The organism is Microbulbifer maximicatervae (SeqCode) (assembly GCF_052467815.1).
In genome coordinates, this window is sequence record NZ_CP174326.1 from 2,041,792 (window position 1) to 2,057,933 (window position 16,142).

Consider the following 16,142-nt stretch of genomic DNA (forward strand, 5'->3'; position numbering starts at 1 on the left):
GGTAAAAAGCTGCGAAAGTATATCGAGGGAGGGAAACGAATAGCAGTGGATGTCGATTTATCTAAATTCTTCGATCGGGTAAATCATGATTTCCTCATGAGTTTACTTGGCCAAAGAATCAGCGATAAGCGCTTACTCAAACTGATCGCAAGCTACTTGCGTGCAGGAAGAGTAGAAGATGGATGCTGGAAAGCCTGTCATGAGGGGGTGCCACAAGGTGGCCCTTTATCGCCGCTGCTGTCTAATATTGTACTCGACCTGCTCGACAAAGAGCTGGAAAAACGCCAACACAAAATCGTCCGCTATGCGGACGATTTTGTGATTGTCGTTTCCTCTAAACGCGCGGGTGAGCGGGTTATGACGAGCATTAAACGCTTTGTTGAGCGCAAGCTTAAACTCAAAGTTAACGATGCTAAAAGCAAAGTAGTCCCCGTTAGTCGTTGTAAGTTTCTGGGTTTTTCTTTCCGTGGAGCAAAGCTTGTCTGGCATGATAAGTCACTGCGCCAATTTAAATACCACGTCCGTCAGATTACAGGACGATCCCGTGGCATTTCGATGGAAAAGAAACTGAAAGAACTTACCGTATACCTCCGTGGCTGGATCAACTATTTTGGAATAGCGCAAGGCTATCAAAAATGTATTGATCTAGACTGCTGGATACGGCGGCGATTAAGAATGAGCTATTGGAAGAGTTGGCGCAGAGTGAGAACGAAAGTTCGAAATTTACTGCGTATGGGTGTGAGTGAGTCGCTGGCAGTTACCTGCGGCTCGTCCGGTAAAAGTTACTGGCGAAGTGCAAAAACTGAGGGTATTCATATTGCGCTCAATAATGAGTTCTTCGAAGAGATGGGTTTGATTTCATTGCGAGATCGTTGGGTAGAGATTCATTACGGATAGGGAACCGCCCATTGCGGACCCGCACGATGGGTGGTGTGGGGGCCGGTAGCTAGAAACTACCGGCTACCCGATTTATGTTTTTACTACACATTTTAGCTTTACGATTTTTGAGAATTCTAAAACTTCGTATCCTGTACCGACTAAACTTAAAAGCATAAGAGTAACAAAAAAACCTAGCGAAAGAGCGGGAAATAATTTACCGAGAGCAAAGGCCAATCCCAGCATTATTAGCGCAATCCAGCCAAAGTAGCGACGAAATTCACATTTCTTTATATCAGGCAATAGAACGCTATTACATACTGGACATTTGTAGATAACTGGATCGTCACCACGCTCACTTTCCTTTATTGCTACGCCACCACAATTGGGGCAACCTGTATCAATTTTCATAGAGCGATCCCTAAACATAACGCTTCAAACACGGGCTGACAAACGCGTAGCGGTTGGCAGTCCTTGGTGCTTTGACTTGTTACACATTTTCATTCCATCAATATTTTCATCATTTGCTCATGACGATTCAAAAAATCTTTCGTGATGGCATAATGCTCAGTATCTTCGTATTTTACTTCATATATACCTGATTCAGAAAATTGATATATTTTTGAGCGAGGGTAAGCAAGTAATATTGGAGAATGTGTAGCAATAATAAATTGGGAATTTTCTTCTACTAATTGATGAATTGCGGAAATCGCCGCCATTTGACGTGCTGGCGATAATGCAGCCTCAGGTTCATCCATGATATAAAGGCCATTACCTCGAAGTTTGTTTACTAATGTGGCCATGAATGATTCCCCATGTGACTGTTTATGGAGAGACTTTCCTCCATAACCCCCTAGGTAACCTGTTTCATCCATTAGAGTTGCCAAATTATAGAAGCTTTCAGCTCTTAAAAAATATCCATCTTTAGGATGTTTGAAACTCTTAATTGACTTTAAATACTGGTGTAATTCAGAATGAGTTCTACTTGTAGAAAAAGTTGATTGTTTCGTACCACCTTCCGGATTGAAACCTTGTGATACAGCGATAGCTTCTATCAGGGTTGATTTACCCGTTCCATTCTCTCCAACGAAGAAAGTTACATCCGCATGAAAGTCGAGGAAATCAAGCTCTTTTACCGCAGGAATACAAAAAGGATATGAGTTAAAGTTTTCAATATCATTCCTTTTTAACTGTATTTCTCTTAAGTAAGGCCTATCTTGGAAGCTCATTCTTTTCCCTAGGTGTAACGCTTAGATAACCTGCACTGCAGGCGGTAAAAAAAATGACCTGGCATTGAATTTAGGCCGAACTAAAGAGGCCCATTCCTGCAGTGTCTGGTTCATCGCCATGTTGTACATTCCCGCCGGCACTATCTTGCCGAACCGCCCCCTTTATAAAGGAAATTCCTTTTTTCGCCTTAGACCACACTCTGCCAGTCAACTTTGTAGATTCATGGCACTGCCCACACTCTACCACCAGATCTTGGATTTGCAATCCAACTGGGAGTCGTTGATCTTTCATTAAACCCACTTGATTACTACATAGATCGTGCTTTTTCTTATTGCACCCAGCATATAATCCATAACTCCGTACCATGTGTTTTCCTATTGGAGGTATGTGCTGCAAGACACGTCTTAAGAACTCTTCAGGCTTTAATCTTAGTCGCTTGCGTCGCTGGTCACGGTGATCAAAATAACGAAATTCCAGCCCCTTATGATCCACGTTTAATATCTGCTTTGGCTTCAGCGGGCCACCTTTGATATATCGTGAAAAATACAGAAGCACTCCTTGTCCATGCTCATATCGATCCTGAATACGAACTGACCATTCTTTGCGATAGCAAGCTTTAAAGAGAATATCAAACTGGCCAATGGGCCAACTGGGAGGGAGCTTGATTAACCCAGCACGATACTGCTCTAGTAACAGCGCTTGAAACTTTCCCCTATAAAGGCTCTTAACCACTCGCACAGGTAATAAATACTCACCTGTTTCTTTCCACTCTTCCCTTAAAGTCAAGCCGCCAGCAGTTATCAAGCAGTGTATATGAGGATGTAAAGTTAACTGTCTTCCCCAAGTATGCAGAGCCATAAGCATCCCGGGAGTTACTCCGTGATAGTCTTTACTCGCCATTAATTCAAACAGGGTTTCTTTACTCGACAAAAAGAGTATATCTGTAAGCTTCTCTTCGTTGTATTGCCATAACGGCAGATACTCATGAGGTATAGTAAAGACCACATGAAAATGTTCTGTATCAAATAATTTACGACGCTGCTGATCAACCCACTGGAGCTGTTTTCTGCCTGAGCAGAGGGGGCAACTTCTATGCCTACAAGAATGATGCTGCTCAGTGACATGGTTGTGCTTACAACGATAATAACTGCTTCCCATCGATTTTGTACGGCATTCTTGTATCGAGGAGATAGCCTTTAAATTTTTTAGTGGCTGCGCAGTTTTAGATAAATAACCACTGTACGCAGAAAATATATTTTGCAATACCCGGTTATGCATTTTCTAAAATGCCTCTTATAATTTAAAAGTGGCACCACTCCCGCGCAGCGGGTTTGTACAACAGTTAATTCAAAAGAAGCGTCTTTATATCACCCTTCTATATATTTCTGCTGCAGTCATCCAAGATTAACCAAAAAATATAACAATATCAGTAGGTTAGAGGCTCTGACACAGTCCTCAACAGGTAGATATATAACAGCGACTATATATCTACCTGCTTTTCTTGCTCGTGACAATAGTGTCACCCCCTTTAAAGTCAATGACTTAGCTCGCTCTATCCAGAAATAGGAGAAGCTTCTCTTGAATTCTGATATTGAAAGTAGAACAAGATATGAAATACTGTATATCAGACAGTTTGAAGAGCAATGTTATGGAAGATATTCGCGGTTGAATACCAAGTAAGACTGAATGCTTCGCGGGAGTCTCCTGGTAGCATATTTGAAGTTAAGTACGGTTGTTTTAGGAAGGAGAGGTAAACTTATACTCACTGGGAGAAGCAGTTCATGTATTTTGTTAAGGAAAATAGCCTCACTGATAGGGTGGGGAGATTGCGAGAGGCCTCTCTCATCTTGTACTTCAGGGAAGGACTGTCCCATTTCTGAATAGCTAAAATATAAGTCCTATTATCGGTTTTATATAAACGTTCAGAATTTTTCAATTTTTTATTTGAAAAATCATATGACGTGACCCTCCAATGGTAGTGCTTTAAATTGAGATTGAAGGATTCTTAACTCGATGGGTTGGTATTTTCCATTAGTTGATGATTTTGGCTTTGCATTTGGTTATTTCCAATAGCGAAGACTTACCTTGAGAGGGAGCCACACCGGATATCTTTATCTGGTTTTTTGTATTGCAGGCTATAGATGATGAGTTATTGGAGTTAAGGAGAAAAAAGCCGGCATTGTGCCGGCGGGAAAGCAGACGTCGAAAGGAAGAGACGTTGCAGAGAGACTGTAATTCTTACTCGATGCCCAGGCTCGAATATGAGCTGGGCATCTTTTAAATATTGCTAATCAATCAGGCTTTTTTACGCAGTAGCACACAGGCGTCTGCGGCAGCTAGCTCTAAGCTACTTCCTTCCGCATTGCCAGCAAACAATGCCGGGGTAATATTGTGCGCACCGGAGAATTCGGCAGGTAATTTCAGGGTGCCACTGCTTTGCCCAAGGTTGAGAACAACCAGCATTTCTTCGCTGTCGCTGCGCCTTACAAAAGCAAACAAATCACTGCCGGTGTCGATCACTTCCTGCTCTGCTGTTGCCAACGATTGGGGCAGCTCCCGGTGCCATTCGATCAGTGCGCGGAAGCGGTTGAGCATGGAGCGCTGGGCGTCCTGCTGAAGCTCTACCGCCCGTTGCTGGTGCTCCCCAGAGACAGGTAGCCAGGGTTTTGCTGTGGAAAAGCCCGCGTTGTCGTCGCTGGTATTGGTCCAGGGCATCGGTGTGCGGCAGCCATCGCGGCCTTTGAATTCCGGCCACAGATTAATGCCGTAGGGGTCTACCAGGTCTTCAAAGGCAATTTCCGCTTCCGGCAGGCCCAGTTCTTCCCCTTGGTAGAGGCAGACACTGCCGCGTAGTGCCAATTGCATTAACAGGAATAATGGGGCCCTGGCATCGGCTTGGTCATCGCTAAAGCCTTTGTTCCAGCGGGTTATTGAGCGGGGTACATCGTGATTGCTGATCGACCAGCAGGGCCAGCCCTTCTCGATTACGTCGCGGTTTTTTTCCAGGGTTTCGCGCAGGAAGCCCGCACTGCAATCCTCGGTCAATAGATCGAAGGAATAAGCCATGTGCAGGCGTTTTTCCGTGGTGTACTCAGCCATGATCTTGTGGGTGTTGTCGTCGCCAACTTCGCCCACGGTCACAGTGCCGGGATATTGATCCATTAACTGTCGTACCCGCTGGAGAAACACCAGGTTTTCTGGCTGGGATTTATCATTCTGGTGCCACTGGTAATCGTAGTGATTGACCGGTGGCAGGCCTTTCTCATCGAGCTTGAGCGGGCGCGCCGGGTTATTGCCCAGGGCCTGCTGATGGAAAATAAAGTTGACCGCATCCAGTCGGAAACCATCTACACCCCGATCGAGCCAGAACTTCATATCGGCGAGTAGCTGCTCCTGGACTTCCGGGTTGTGCACATTCAGGTCCGGCTGCTCTTTTAGGAAGTTGGCCAAGTAATATTGGCGGCGGCGGGTACACCAGCGCCAGGAGCCTCCTCCGAATACGGAGACCCAATTGTTGGGAGGGGTGCCATCTTCTTGGGGATCAACCCAGACATACCAGTCCGCTTTGGGGTTGTCGCGGTTGGCACGACTCTCCTGGAACCAGGGGTGCTGGTCCGAGGTGTGGCTGAGGATTTGGTCGATAATCACTTTCAGGCCGCGCTCGTGGGCCGCTTCGATCATCCAGTCGAAATCTTCCAGGTTGCCAAAAATAGGGTCTACATCGCGGTAGTCGGCAACGTCATAGCCAAAATCCACCATCGGCGATTTAAAAAAGGGTGAGATCCAGATGGCATCTACGCCGAGGGATTTTACATAATCCAGTTTTTGCGTAATTCCGGGAATATCACCGATGCCATCTCCGTTGGCGTCGCAGAAGCTGCGTGGGTAAATCTGATAAATAACGCTATTGCGCCACCACTCATAGCTGTTGCCGCTCATGGATTACTGCCTTGTTTCATTATTTGAAATGTGGAGATAGTCCACCTTTAAAGGATAGGGTGAGTATGGAGCAGTCATTGGCGGGCTTCCTCCTCCCCGGCGAGGGGGGAGAGGGGGGTAAAGGGTGACCGGCCTGGGGTGGCTTGGTATCGGCGGGCGGGGGATGAGGAGCATAGTGGGCACGTCCCTGTGCCGCTGGAGCAGGACGGTTTAGGGCTTGTCCTGGACCGAGCGAAGCATTTGCTCGGCCAGGGCGATGGCCTCCTGGCGATCCTTGACGTCCAGCTTTTGGTAGAGGCTGCGAATATGGGTCTTGATGGTGCTCGGTGCCACCTTAAAGTGACGGGCGATTTTCTCGTTCGACAGCCCCGAGTGAATCGCATTGAGTACCTGCCATTCCCTTGGGGTGAGAGGGGAGTGGCGAAGGAAGTCCGGCACGGCATCGCTGGCCAGTATCTCGCGGATAATGGTGTCATCCAGTTCGATGCGAATACCACCGTCCAGCTCTGGCTGCTGCTGTGCCGCTTTGATCAGTTGTTGGGCTTTGCTGGACTCCGCCTCTCCCAGGCCATTTTCCAGGGCGGCTTTCAGGATAACGATTAAAGGTTTGCCGATCTGCAGGAAGCTGGCGCGAAAATCCCGTTCGTGGGAGAGAAGCAGGGCTTCACTAATAGCCTCTACAGACTGGGGGTATTGCTCCCGCAGCCACAGCAGGTGAGATTCCAGCACCCGGTTACGCAGGCGATCTGTTTCCAGGCCGCACTCGTTGGCGACTTGCTTCAGGCGGCTCAACAGGCGATTGGCATCGGACCAGTGGTGCAGCTCAATCATCGCGCGCACATGGTTGCGCCCGTGGCACTGTTCAAAGTGATTGCTGGGCCTGTCGGCGACGGGAGTAGCCTGTTCCAACCAGCTTGCGATGGCCTGCTGATTGCCCAGGGCGCGCCAAGTGCGGATGCGGGTGGCATCGGCGTTGGCGATCCAGTCCCGGTGGTAGCGCCCATCTGTGAGCAGCCGCTCGATACGCTCCAGCCACTCCAGGGACTCCTCTTTCTCTCCTCGGGCCTGGGCGATTTTTAACAGCAGGGTGTACTCCGGCAGCAGCCAGTGCTCGCCGACCCGGCGGTTGATTTGCATACCTCGGCGAGCGGATTGCTCGGCACCTTCCAGATCGCCGGACTCCCATTGCAGCTGGCCGCGCAGCCGGCACACAAATTCCGAGATGGGCAGTGTGGACAGGTGATTTTTCTGCACCAGGGTCTGCACCTTTTCCTGCAGCGTGGACGCTTTCTTCAGCAGGCCCTGGGCAAAGGCGATCTCTGTCTGTTGGCAAATGGCCCAGGCGGCACTGGGAATATCCCGCTCGGCGATCGCCAGGGCTTCAACTTCCTGCATATAGCGGTTGGCCTCTTGCAGGGCACCCAGGCAGAAGCTGGTCTCACCGGTGACCAGCAGAGCAGAGATTCTTTCGCCCAGCTGGTCTGAGCGGAGTAGGGCCAGGGCTTCTTCGGCATACTCCTTGGCTTGCAGTGTCTGCCCTCGGGCAATGGCCACCTGGGCGCGCATGGTGGCAAAGGCGCCTTCAAAGTCGCGCCACTGTGCCGGGTCCTCCCGCTGCAGCCAGCTTTCCGAGGCCGCCAGGTTTTTCTCGCACAGGTCGTATTCAAAATTCTCCCGTGCCATTTTGGCGGACAGGAGAGTAAAGCGGGCGCTGTGTTGCAGGGCTTCGTCACCGAGCCAGTCGAGGCAGTCCCGCAGCAGGCGCGACTGCCCCGCGCGCAGAAGCTGTTCCCCCCGATCGTTGAGCAGTTGTTTTAACCGCTCGCGGTCGCCCCCGGCCAGGGCGTGGCGCAGGGCCTCCACTGGCTGGTCTAATTCTTGCCAGGTATCACAGGCAGTGCTGTGCAGTTGCAGCAAGTGTTCGCGGTCATTAATTTGCCGCTGCAGGAAGCGGGCGAAGACCGGGTGAAAGCGGAACCACTGGCGGCTTGAATCCTGCGCCTGCAGGAATAACCCGCGGCGCGCGGCTTCTTCCAGCAACTGCTGACCATCTTGCCGACCGGTAAGGCGCTCCGCCAGCTGGGCGTTAACCCGGGTGAGGATCGATGTGCAGGAAAGGAGCTGGCGCAGTTGGGGTTCCAGCCGCTCCAGCACTTCCTCAGCCAGGTAATCGAGAATATGACTGTGGCCCTGCTCCAGCTCTGCCAGATAGCGATCCACTTCGTTGCTGTCGCGCACCGATAAAGTGAATAGCTGTACGGCGGGGGGCCAGCCCTCACTGAGATGATGCAGCTGGGCTGCGCGGTCGCCGTCGAGATTAAACGGCAGGCGCTGCTTGAGCAGGGTGGCAATTTCCTCAATGTTGAGGGCCAGCTCATTACTGCCCAATTCCAGTAATCGCCCTTGAACCCGCAGGGTGGCCAGGCCCAGGGGCGGTTGGCTGCGACTGGTGAGAACAATACCGACACCGGCGGGGGCGTGGCGCAACAAAAAGCGGGTAGTGTCGTGCACCTGCTGGTTGTCGATCTGGTGGTAATCGTCCAGCACGATGCGCAGTTCGCTGGGCAGGCCCCGCAGTTCCGACAGCAGGTGGCTCACCAGAGTCGAGGGGTCCGGACGCTGGGGCGCGGACAATAATTGGTGAGTCTGGGGGACACCATTGCCGGTCGCCCTGTGCACACTTTCTACCAGGTAGCGGCAGAATTGGCTCGGTTCATTATCGCTGGCATCCAGCGTATACCAGGCGACCGGGTTGTCCTGCTGTGAGGCCCAGGAGGTAACCAGCGTGGTCTTGCCGTATCCCGCAGGAGCCGTCACCAACAGCAGTTGATCGCTGTGGCATTGGTTCAGAACCGACAGCAGGCGCGGGCGCGATAGGGCGTGCTCGGGGCAATCCGGCAGGCTGTATTTGGAAGTTAAAAGCATCGCTGCGGGAGGGATTGTTATAAATGTTTGATTTTTGTACAGCCACTATTATGCACCAGGACCCGGGTATTGTTACAGCACTGTAATAGGCCAGCTTTCTGGTGATTCTGCCTCTTGGGTGGCAAATTGGAGTGGCGCCGGTTTAGCTTTGGGCAGTATATTACTATTCGGGTTAAATCGGTCATCTCAACCCGTCGCAATGCAGTTTCTGCGGCTCACTAGTGGGTACGTTAGTTCATATTTACTGTGATGTATCCACACTGGCTCGTAAAGGGATGCATGACTGTGCAGCTTCCCCTCGCGCCACTTTCAGTATTTTTTCGATTTTTCTTTGGCAGTGAGAATGCCCCTTGTGCGGGTTTTCATCAATGTTCATTCAATTAAAAAAGCCGAGCGCTGCGAAGGCGCGGATAGAATAATAAGAAGAGGAAGCCATGGCGGATATCGTAATCCTTGCTGCTGCGGGTATGGGGGCTGTGGATAACACGTTTGCAAAGCCACTGTTTTTGGCATTGGAAACCGAGCTTGGGGAGGAGTGGTCGCGTCTCTACTGCGCTGAATTACCCGGCCTGGAGCACTTCCAGAGCAATATCGAACGCACCTTTGAGAGTATGCAGAAACGCGAACTGGACTTCCTGCGTGCACGAAAATATTTACTCCTGGGGATGTCGCAGACAGCGGCACAGTCTGGCAATGTGGATCGCCGGGATAGCAACTACGAAAAGACCCAACGCGAGATCTATGCGGCGCTGGCCAAGGCCGCTGATCAGGTTGATGAGCGGGCTCCGGTGATATTGATTAGCCATTCGGTGGGTTGTATCAATCTATCTAATTACCTCTGGGATGCCCAGCGCCCCAATGTCAGTTGCGGTGTTTGGCGTGAAGGCGGTCCCGCAGGAGTTCACAAAGGGTCTGCGCGTGAGAGATTTTTGCGCCTCAAGACCCTGAGCCATTGGTACACCCTGGGGCCGACAATGCCCCTCTGGTGCGCCGATCGACACCGGGAGCAAATTCAGGCGGTCACCTCCAATTCCCGGGGATACAATTTTCGCTGGAAGAATTTTTATCACCCCAATGACCTGTTTGGCTGGCCCCTCAAACCCCTGAGCCCCTCCTATAACCAGGCGGTGTGCCGTGATTATGAGACTTGTTCGCTGAGTGATCACGGCGCTTTGAGTCCAGCGGCTTTTCCCTCGCCCCCTGAGGATTACTGGCGGAACCCGATAGTTGTTGAGCAGCTGATAGAGGATGTGCGCTCCCTGCTCAAGACGGTGAATAAGCCCGCTCATCGGCATCCACAACCCTCTCAGCAGGCTCTCGCGGTATAATCCCCAATTACCTCAATAGTCTCCTGTAAAAGATGAAGGGCCGCTTTCTTATGTCGCTGCAATATCACCTGGTTCCGGTTACTCCTTTCCAGCAAAACTGCTCCTTGCTGTGGTGTGAAGACAGTAAGCGCGCGGCTGTTGTCGATCCCGGTGGCGATCTCGATAAGATTCTGGCGGCGGTGGAGGAGCGCGGTCTCAAGCTGGAGAAAATCCTGCTGACCCACGGCCACCTGGACCATGTAGGCGGCACTGCGGCGTTGTCCAAGCAGCTCCAGCTGCCGATAGAGGGGCCGCATAAAGGCGATGATTTCTGGATTCAGCAGTTGCCCATGCAGGCGCAGATGTTTGGTTTCCCCGCTGTCGAAGTATTTACTCCAGACCGCTGGTTGGAGCAGGGAGATACAGTTACTGTAGGGGATCAGGAACTGGAGGTGCACCACTGCCCGGGCCATACCCCCGGCCATGTGATTTTCTTCCACCGCCCCAGCCAGTTGGCTCTGGTGGGAGATGTTTTGTTTGCCGGTTCGATCGGGCGCACTGACTTCCCCCAGGGAGATCACGATACCCTGATTCGCTCTATCAAAGAGCGCCTATGGCCGCTGGGTGATGAGGTTCAATTTGTACCGGGACATGGCCCCATGTCCACTTTTGGCCAGGAGCGCCAAACCAATCCTTTTGTCGCCGACAAGCGCTTTGGTTAAGTGATACCTGGATTCCAATAACAGGCGGGAAGTACAGCGCCGGGAGTCCCATTTTATGTTTGCAGGAAAAATACGTCTTTTTCTCGCCTTGCTGGTGCTGGGGATAAGCGGCTGCGCAGTAATTTCCGAAGAGGAGTGCCGCGCGGGGCTCTGGTATGAGCGGGGCCTGCAAGACGGCGCTCGCGGTCGCTCACAGTCGCTGGTGTACGATATTGCCCGGGAATGTGATAGCTACGACATGCATGTGGATAGCGATGCATGGTTGCAGGGCCATGAAGAGGGTGTAGAGACTTACTGCACTGCAGAAAATGGCTATCACCAGGGGCGTAGGGGACGGAATTACCAAGGGGTTTGCACTGGCCCTACTGCTGATTTGTTTCTACAGAATTACGAGCGCGGTCTCGCCGAATATCGTATAGAGCAGCATTACCAGCGCCTTTTGTGGCGCCGGGATAATTTAGAACGCGAGTTGCTCTCCCTGCATTACGCCTATCGGAACACTGATAGTGAAGCCCAGGCCCAGGCATTGTACTTGCAGCGCAGCCGCCTTCGCTGGGAGCTGCGGATGTTGGATATGGAGTTGTTTCGTTATGGCTTGTTTGGCCCCACGCATTTAACGCCCGGCTATTATCCCCCCGGATTTTTTTCTGCCAGATTATTTTATTGGTAAGTAGAAAAATTTATTGGTCCTGAATGTAAGTAAAGAAGTCCGGGTTAATGCTCCGGTATCACACGCACAAGAGATTTATTGTAATGGCAATTTGGCATTTAGATCCTTCACTGGAAGAACTGAACCAGGGAATATCCCAATGCATGCCCGGCTACCTGGGAATGGAAATTACGGAAATTGGCGATGATTACCTGGAAGGGACCTTGCCCGTAGACCATCGCACTCGCCAGCCCTTCGGTATTTTGCATGGTGGTGCCAATGTCGTATTGTCGGAGACATTGGGTTCCATAGGTGCCAACTTATTAGTGGATACCGATAAATTTTATTGTGTCGGTCAGGAAGTTAACGCTAATCATCTGCGTCCTGTCCCCGAGGGAGAGGTTCGCGGCCGTGCAAAACCCGTGCATATTGGGCGCAGCAGCCAGGTGTGGGAAATTCTGATCTATGCACCCAATGGGAAACTCAGTTGTATTTCTCGCATTACCATGGCTGTTGTAGCTCATGGTGCTTAGTATTATTTCTTGGGTTGCGAGTGGAGATCCCGCTTGAAACAGGCCCAGGATTTTATTTTTGAAGATATTCCCTATCGCTTGGTGCGTTCTAGCCGGCGCAAGCGACTGGGACTGGTACTGTCTTCGAGTGGTGTGGAAGTGCGAATTCCACAGCGTTGTGCAGCCCGTTATGGGCATGAATTCCTGCAGGACAATATCCAGTGGGTGAGAGCGCAGTTACTCGCAGCCGACCGGCGCGCTGCGCAGGTGCCGCAATATCAGTACGCTTTTGGTGAGAGTTTTCCCTGGCTGGGACAGCCGCTTCCCTTAGAGCGTGCAATGAGCAGTAAAAGTGCCGGTATTGGCGATGGTGCCATCGGGCTTTATACCCGCTATCTCCAGCCCGATGGCACGCAGCTGCAAACCGCTTTACAACGCCTTTACCAGCGGGAAGCATTGGCATTGTTAACGCAAAAATCCCATGTGTTGGCCGAGCAGCTGGGGTTAAGTATTTCATCAGTAAAAGTCCGTCGTACCAAAAGCAAGTGGGGTCACTGTAGTATCCGCGGTGAGCTGCAGTTTAACTGGCTTGTTTGTCTCGCTCCTGAGCCGGTGGTGGATTACCTGGTGGCCCACGAGGTCTGCCATTTGCAACACCATAACCACAGCCGCGCTTTTTGGGATTTAGTCCAAAGTGTGTGCCCCAGATTTAAAGAGTTGCGCCGCTGGTTGCGCGATAACGGTCACTGTCTGACCTTGTAACTTTTCTATTCTTTAGTTGTACTGAATTCTCCCAATTAATTATGAGTAAGAAGCCCCGTTTTATTACTGGCCGCAAGCCAGTTAAAAAAAACTTGCCGAGCCGCGCTGAAGCGACAATAGAAAAATTTAGTCACGATATGCGCGGTATTGCCCGGGTGGGTGGCAAAACGGTGTTTATTGATAGTGCCTTACCGGGAGAGCAGGTTAAATTCCGCTATACCGCACGGCGCGGCCGTTTTGATGAGGGAATTGTTGAGGAAATCCTATCGGCTTCAGCGGATCGGTGCGCGCCGCAGTGCGCCTATGTGGATTCATGTGGAGGCTGTTCGGTTCAGCACCTGCAGCCATCGGCACAAATTATTGAAAAGCAAAAAATTCTTTTGGATCAGTTGTCGCGCTTTGGTGGTATTGAACCCGAAGAAATACTGCCGCCGTTAACTGCTGATGCCTATGGTTATCGGCGCAAGGCCCGTATCGGCATTCGCAAATTAAAAAAGTCCCAGGGTGGCGAGCTGCTTTTTGGTTTTCGAAAAAAGCACAGCAATGATTTGGTAGATATTGATGAGTGCCCGGTACTGCATACAAAAATTGCCGAACATTTAGGGTCGCTAAAAAAACTTGTTGGTGAAAGTGAAGGCCGGGCAAACTTTTCTCATCTGGAAGTGGCGGTTGGAGATGATGTGACAGCTCTGGTGCTCCGCCATTTAAAGCCTCTGTCAGATAAGGACTTGGCGCTCTGGTTAACATTTGCTAAAAGTGCTGGTATACACCTGTATATACAAGGCGGGGGTGATGCTTCACTGGAGAGAATCTGGCCGATAGAAGGGGCCGCTTATCTAAGTTATCAGTTGCCGGAATCTGACCTGACGCTGAGATTTAAACCGCAGGATTTTGTGCAGGTTAATTTTCCGATAAATCGGCAGATGGTGAGTCGAGCCGTTGAGTTACTCGATCCGCAACCCTCCGAGCGCGTATTGGATTTATTTTGTGGGCTGGGGAATTTTACCCTGCCATTGGCGCGTCGTGCAGCGGAAGTGATCGGGGTCGAAGGTGTCGGCGCTTTAACTCAACGGGGTGTGGACAATGCCGCTTTGAACCAATTACAAAATGTGTACTTCTATTCTGCCGACCTGAACGAAAAAATGGCAGGTGCGCCTTGGGCTGAAGCAGGTTTCGATAAAATCCTGTTGGACCCACCGAGGGACGGGGCTCTGGAGGCAGTGCGCGGATTGGCGCGATTTTCTGCCAGTAGGATCGTCTATGTCTCCTGTAACCCGGCCACCCTGGCCCGGGATGCCGGTGAATTGGTGAAGTTGGGGTACCGGCTGAGTAAGGCGGGTGTCATGGATATGTTTCCCCATACCGATCATGTTGAGTCGATGGCGGTATTCGACAGAATTTAGGGCCTATTGAGGCCGGGAAAACTAACGTAAACTGCGGTAAAACCGTTTAAGCGAAGTTGTTATGCAAAGCGAAACCCTAACCGATAATTTTGAAGATAATTGCGCGCGCTTTTTGCCTGAAGCTGTAGGCCAAGGCTGCGTCTGGGCCCTGCAGGGTGAGGAGGGCTTTGCTCTTTGTGAGTCTGAAAAGCGGGCCGATACCGAGGTTATGCCCTTTTGGTCGCAAAGAGAATTTGCACAAGACCACTGCGAAGGAGACTGGGCTGACTATGAGGCAGTGGCAATTGACCTGGAAGAATTTATGGATGACTGGCTCACCGGCATGCATGAAGATGTCTTATTGGTGGGGATAAACTGGAACGCTGAACTGGAAGGGGTTGAGATGGAACCCCTGGACCTACTGGAGCAGTTGGAGCAAGAGCTGCAATAAACTGCGCCATAGTGGCCCACCCAGTGGATAAAAATTACTCAACGGGGTGTCTCAAATGGGGCAGATTCTTGGCTTGCGCAAAACAGTCTACGGAGTTGCCAACATTACCGAGGCTGTGGCCTGGTATACGCAGATACTCGAACAGAAACCCAGCTATGAAAGCGATAGCTATGCGGCGTTTAGTATTGGTGATTGCGAGCTCGGATTAAATGCCGATGCGCGCAGCGCGATCAGCCGGGCCGATGGTGTAGTTGCTTACTGGCAGGTTTTGGATTTGGCCGCGCAGATTGAGCGACTCGGTACTATGGGGGTGCGCCAGCACACGGATATAGAGGAAGTTTCTGGACGTGTGCTGATGGCGAGTTTTCTCGACCCCTATGGCAATGTTTTCGGATTGATTGAGTACCTGCAAACGCCCATTGAGAGATAGGACCATTAAACGGAGCAGTTCCTGTGGATAAGCCGCCCATTTCCAGATTTCGTTCCCCCAATCGAAGTTTTGCTGCGGAAAGCCTTGCGCAAATTGGGCGGGGTTATGTGGTTCCGGATCGAGTGGCTTTAATTACCGGCTGCTCAAGCGGTATTGGGCGGGAGCTGGCTTTGGCGCTACATCGCCGGGGAACCATAGTGATTGCCACGGCGCGCCGCCCGGAAAGTTTACAAGAGCTGGCGGACCTGGGAATTGCCACTGAGGCCTTGGATGTGAATTCCCAGGCGGATATCAATCGAGTGGTTCACGCAGTAAAAGCGGCATACGGGCGGCTCGATATTTTGGTCAATAACGCCGGTTACGGTCAGATGGGGCCGTTGCTGGAACTGGACACGCGAGCACTGGAAAAGCAGTTCCGAACCAATGTATTTGCCCCTCTCGCTCTGATTAGGGCCTGTGTACCTTTAATGCGTTCGGAGCAGGGCGGAATTGTGTGTAATATCGGCTCGGTTTCCGGGGTAATGCCCACACCTTTCTCCGGTGCCTATTGTGCTTCTAAAGCGGCCCTACACTCCATTTCTGATGTTTTGCGACTTGAACTAAAACCTTTTGGCATTCGGGTAATGACGGTGCAACCCGGTGCGATCGCATCGGAATTTGGTCGCCACGCTGAGACATCCCTGCGCGGTCTTTTGCCGCCGGACTCCCTATATAAACGGCAGGAAGAGGCGGTTAGGGCCCGTGCCCAGGAGTCCCAACAGAATGCTACATTGGCAAGCACACTGGCCAAAAAGCTGGTGCGTGAGCTGCTGCGAAAACGCGCTCGTCCTTTGGTGCGTATTGGTAATCGCAGCAGCCTGTTGCCCTGGATGGCCCGCTGGCTGCCGCGCAGTTTTAGGGACTGGTTTTTAATGCGGCGTTTCAAGTTGAATCGTCTGGCACCTAAAACCTGATGGC

Annotated in this window: 15 protein-coding genes; 10 read left to right on the top strand and 5 right to left on the bottom strand. The window is 51.3% G+C overall.

The features are described 5' to 3' along the window. Positions 1-21 precede the first annotated feature (21 nt). A complete protein-coding gene (locus ACJJIW_RS08930) occupies positions 22-897 on the top strand; it encodes a reverse transcriptase domain-containing protein (protein WP_507021875.1) in 876 nt (291 codons plus the stop codon). A gap of 72 nt (positions 898-969) precedes the next feature. Here ACJJIW_RS08930 and ACJJIW_RS08935 read toward each other — a convergent pair whose 3' ends face one another. From ACJJIW_RS08935 to malT, 5 genes are all read right to left on the bottom strand, one after another. After that, positions 970-1,287: a hypothetical protein gene (locus ACJJIW_RS08935; protein WP_282931102.1), complete on the bottom strand. Its 318-nt coding sequence runs from the start codon at positions 1,285-1,287 to the stop codon at positions 970-972. 89 nt (positions 1,288-1,376) lie between these two features. After that, positions 1,377-2,105 (bottom strand): AAA family ATPase, encoded by a 729-nt coding sequence (locus ACJJIW_RS08940; RefSeq protein WP_282931103.1) that lies wholly within the window; start codon positions 2,103-2,105, stop codon positions 1,377-1,379. Positions 2,106-2,175: 70 nt separating this feature from the next. Further along, positions 2,176-3,384 (bottom strand): IS91 family transposase, encoded by a 1,209-nt coding sequence (locus ACJJIW_RS08945; RefSeq protein ID WP_444937140.1) that lies wholly within the window; start codon positions 3,382-3,384, stop codon positions 2,176-2,178. Positions 3,385-4,401: 1,017 nt separating this feature from the next. Beyond that, complete coding sequence (locus ACJJIW_RS08950) at positions 4,402-6,045, bottom strand: alpha-amylase family glycosyl hydrolase (protein WP_444937141.1); 1,644 nt, start codon at positions 6,043-6,045, stop codon at positions 4,402-4,404. 210 nt (positions 6,046-6,255) lie between these two features. Next, the gene (gene malT, locus ACJJIW_RS08955) at positions 6,256-8,970 is read right to left on the bottom strand and encodes an HTH-type transcriptional regulator MalT (protein ID WP_444937142.1); all 2,715 of its coding nucleotides are present in this window, start codon (positions 8,968-8,970) and stop codon (positions 6,256-6,258) included. Positions 8,971-9,404: 434 nt separating this feature from the next. On the opposite strand from malT, the gene ACJJIW_RS08960 reads away from it, so the two are divergent. The 9 genes from ACJJIW_RS08960 (at position 9,405) to ACJJIW_RS09000 (ending at position 16,138) form a co-directional block, all read left to right on the top strand. Next, complete coding sequence (locus tag ACJJIW_RS08960; protein WP_444937143.1) at positions 9,405-10,298, top strand: hypothetical protein; 894 nt, start codon at positions 9,405-9,407, stop codon at positions 10,296-10,298. Between the two features lie 50 nt (positions 10,299-10,348). Continuing rightward, complete coding sequence (locus ACJJIW_RS08965) at positions 10,349-10,999, top strand: MBL fold metallo-hydrolase (RefSeq protein ID WP_108734664.1); 651 nt, start codon at positions 10,349-10,351, stop codon at positions 10,997-10,999. Between the two features lie 55 nt (positions 11,000-11,054). After that, on the top strand, positions 11,055-11,669 hold the full coding sequence (locus ACJJIW_RS08970; RefSeq protein ID WP_444937144.1) for a DUF2799 domain-containing protein: 615 nt from the start codon (positions 11,055-11,057) through the stop codon (positions 11,667-11,669). Between the two features lie 83 nt (positions 11,670-11,752). Then, positions 11,753-12,181, top strand: coding sequence for a hotdog fold thioesterase (locus tag ACJJIW_RS08975; protein WP_444892114.1), 429 nt, complete (start codon positions 11,753-11,755; stop codon positions 12,179-12,181). A 33-nt stretch (positions 12,182-12,214) separates the two neighbouring features. Continuing rightward, the gene (locus ACJJIW_RS08980) at positions 12,215-12,922 is read left to right on the top strand and encodes a M48 family metallopeptidase (protein ID WP_444937145.1); all 708 of its coding nucleotides are present in this window, start codon (positions 12,215-12,217) and stop codon (positions 12,920-12,922) included. Between the two features lie 41 nt (positions 12,923-12,963). Further along, positions 12,964-14,325, top strand: a complete 1,362-nt coding sequence (gene rlmD / locus ACJJIW_RS08985; protein ID WP_444937146.1) for a 23S rRNA (uracil(1939)-C(5))-methyltransferase RlmD — start codon at positions 12,964-12,966, stop codon at positions 14,323-14,325. 61 nt (positions 14,326-14,386) lie between these two features. Next, on the top strand, positions 14,387-14,755 hold the full coding sequence (locus tag ACJJIW_RS08990) for a DUF2750 domain-containing protein (RefSeq protein WP_444895989.1): 369 nt from the start codon (positions 14,387-14,389) through the stop codon (positions 14,753-14,755). A 55-nt stretch (positions 14,756-14,810) separates the two neighbouring features. After that, a complete protein-coding gene (locus tag ACJJIW_RS08995; protein ID WP_444907162.1) occupies positions 14,811-15,185 on the top strand; it encodes a VOC family protein in 375 nt (124 codons plus the stop codon). Positions 15,186-15,208: 23 nt separating this feature from the next. Beyond that, on the top strand, positions 15,209-16,138 hold the full coding sequence (locus tag ACJJIW_RS09000; protein WP_282931114.1) for an SDR family oxidoreductase: 930 nt from the start codon (positions 15,209-15,211) through the stop codon (positions 16,136-16,138). Positions 16,139-16,142 lie beyond the last annotated feature (4 nt).

Excerpts from the sequence above, each read along its gene's own strand:
- ACJJIW_RS08945 (WP_444937140.1), bottom strand. The coding sequence starts at position 3,384 with ATGCATAACCGGGTATTGCAAAATATATTTTCTGCGTACAGTGGTTAT.
- ACJJIW_RS08995 (WP_444907162.1), top strand. The coding sequence starts at position 14,811 with ATGGGGCAGATTCTTGGCTTGCGCAAAACAGTCTACGGAGTTGCCAAC.
- rlmD (WP_444937146.1), top strand. The coding sequence starts at position 12,964 with ATGAGTAAGAAGCCCCGTTTTATTACTGGCCGCAAGCCAGTTAAAAAA.
- ACJJIW_RS08960 (WP_444937143.1), top strand. The coding sequence starts at position 9,405 with ATGGCGGATATCGTAATCCTTGCTGCTGCGGGTATGGGGGCTGTGGAT.
- ACJJIW_RS08990 (WP_444895989.1), top strand. The coding sequence starts at position 14,387 with ATGCAAAGCGAAACCCTAACCGATAATTTTGAAGATAATTGCGCGCGC.
- ACJJIW_RS08935 (WP_282931102.1), bottom strand. The coding sequence starts at position 1,287 with ATGAAAATTGATACAGGTTGCCCCAATTGTGGTGGCGTAGCAATAAAG.
- ACJJIW_RS08940 (WP_282931103.1), bottom strand. The coding sequence starts at position 2,105 with ATGAGCTTCCAAGATAGGCCTTACTTAAGAGAAATACAGTTAAAAAGG.
- ACJJIW_RS08975 (WP_444892114.1), top strand. The coding sequence starts at position 11,753 with ATGGCAATTTGGCATTTAGATCCTTCACTGGAAGAACTGAACCAGGGA.
- malT (WP_444937142.1), bottom strand. The coding sequence starts at position 8,970 with ATGCTTTTAACTTCCAAATACAGCCTGCCGGATTGCCCCGAGCACGCC.
- ACJJIW_RS08950 (WP_444937141.1), bottom strand. The coding sequence starts at position 6,045 with ATGAGCGGCAACAGCTATGAGTGGTGGCGCAATAGCGTTATTTATCAG.
- ACJJIW_RS08965 (WP_108734664.1), top strand. The coding sequence starts at position 10,349 with ATGTCGCTGCAATATCACCTGGTTCCGGTTACTCCTTTCCAGCAAAAC.
- ACJJIW_RS08970 (WP_444937144.1), top strand. The coding sequence starts at position 11,055 with ATGTTTGCAGGAAAAATACGTCTTTTTCTCGCCTTGCTGGTGCTGGGG.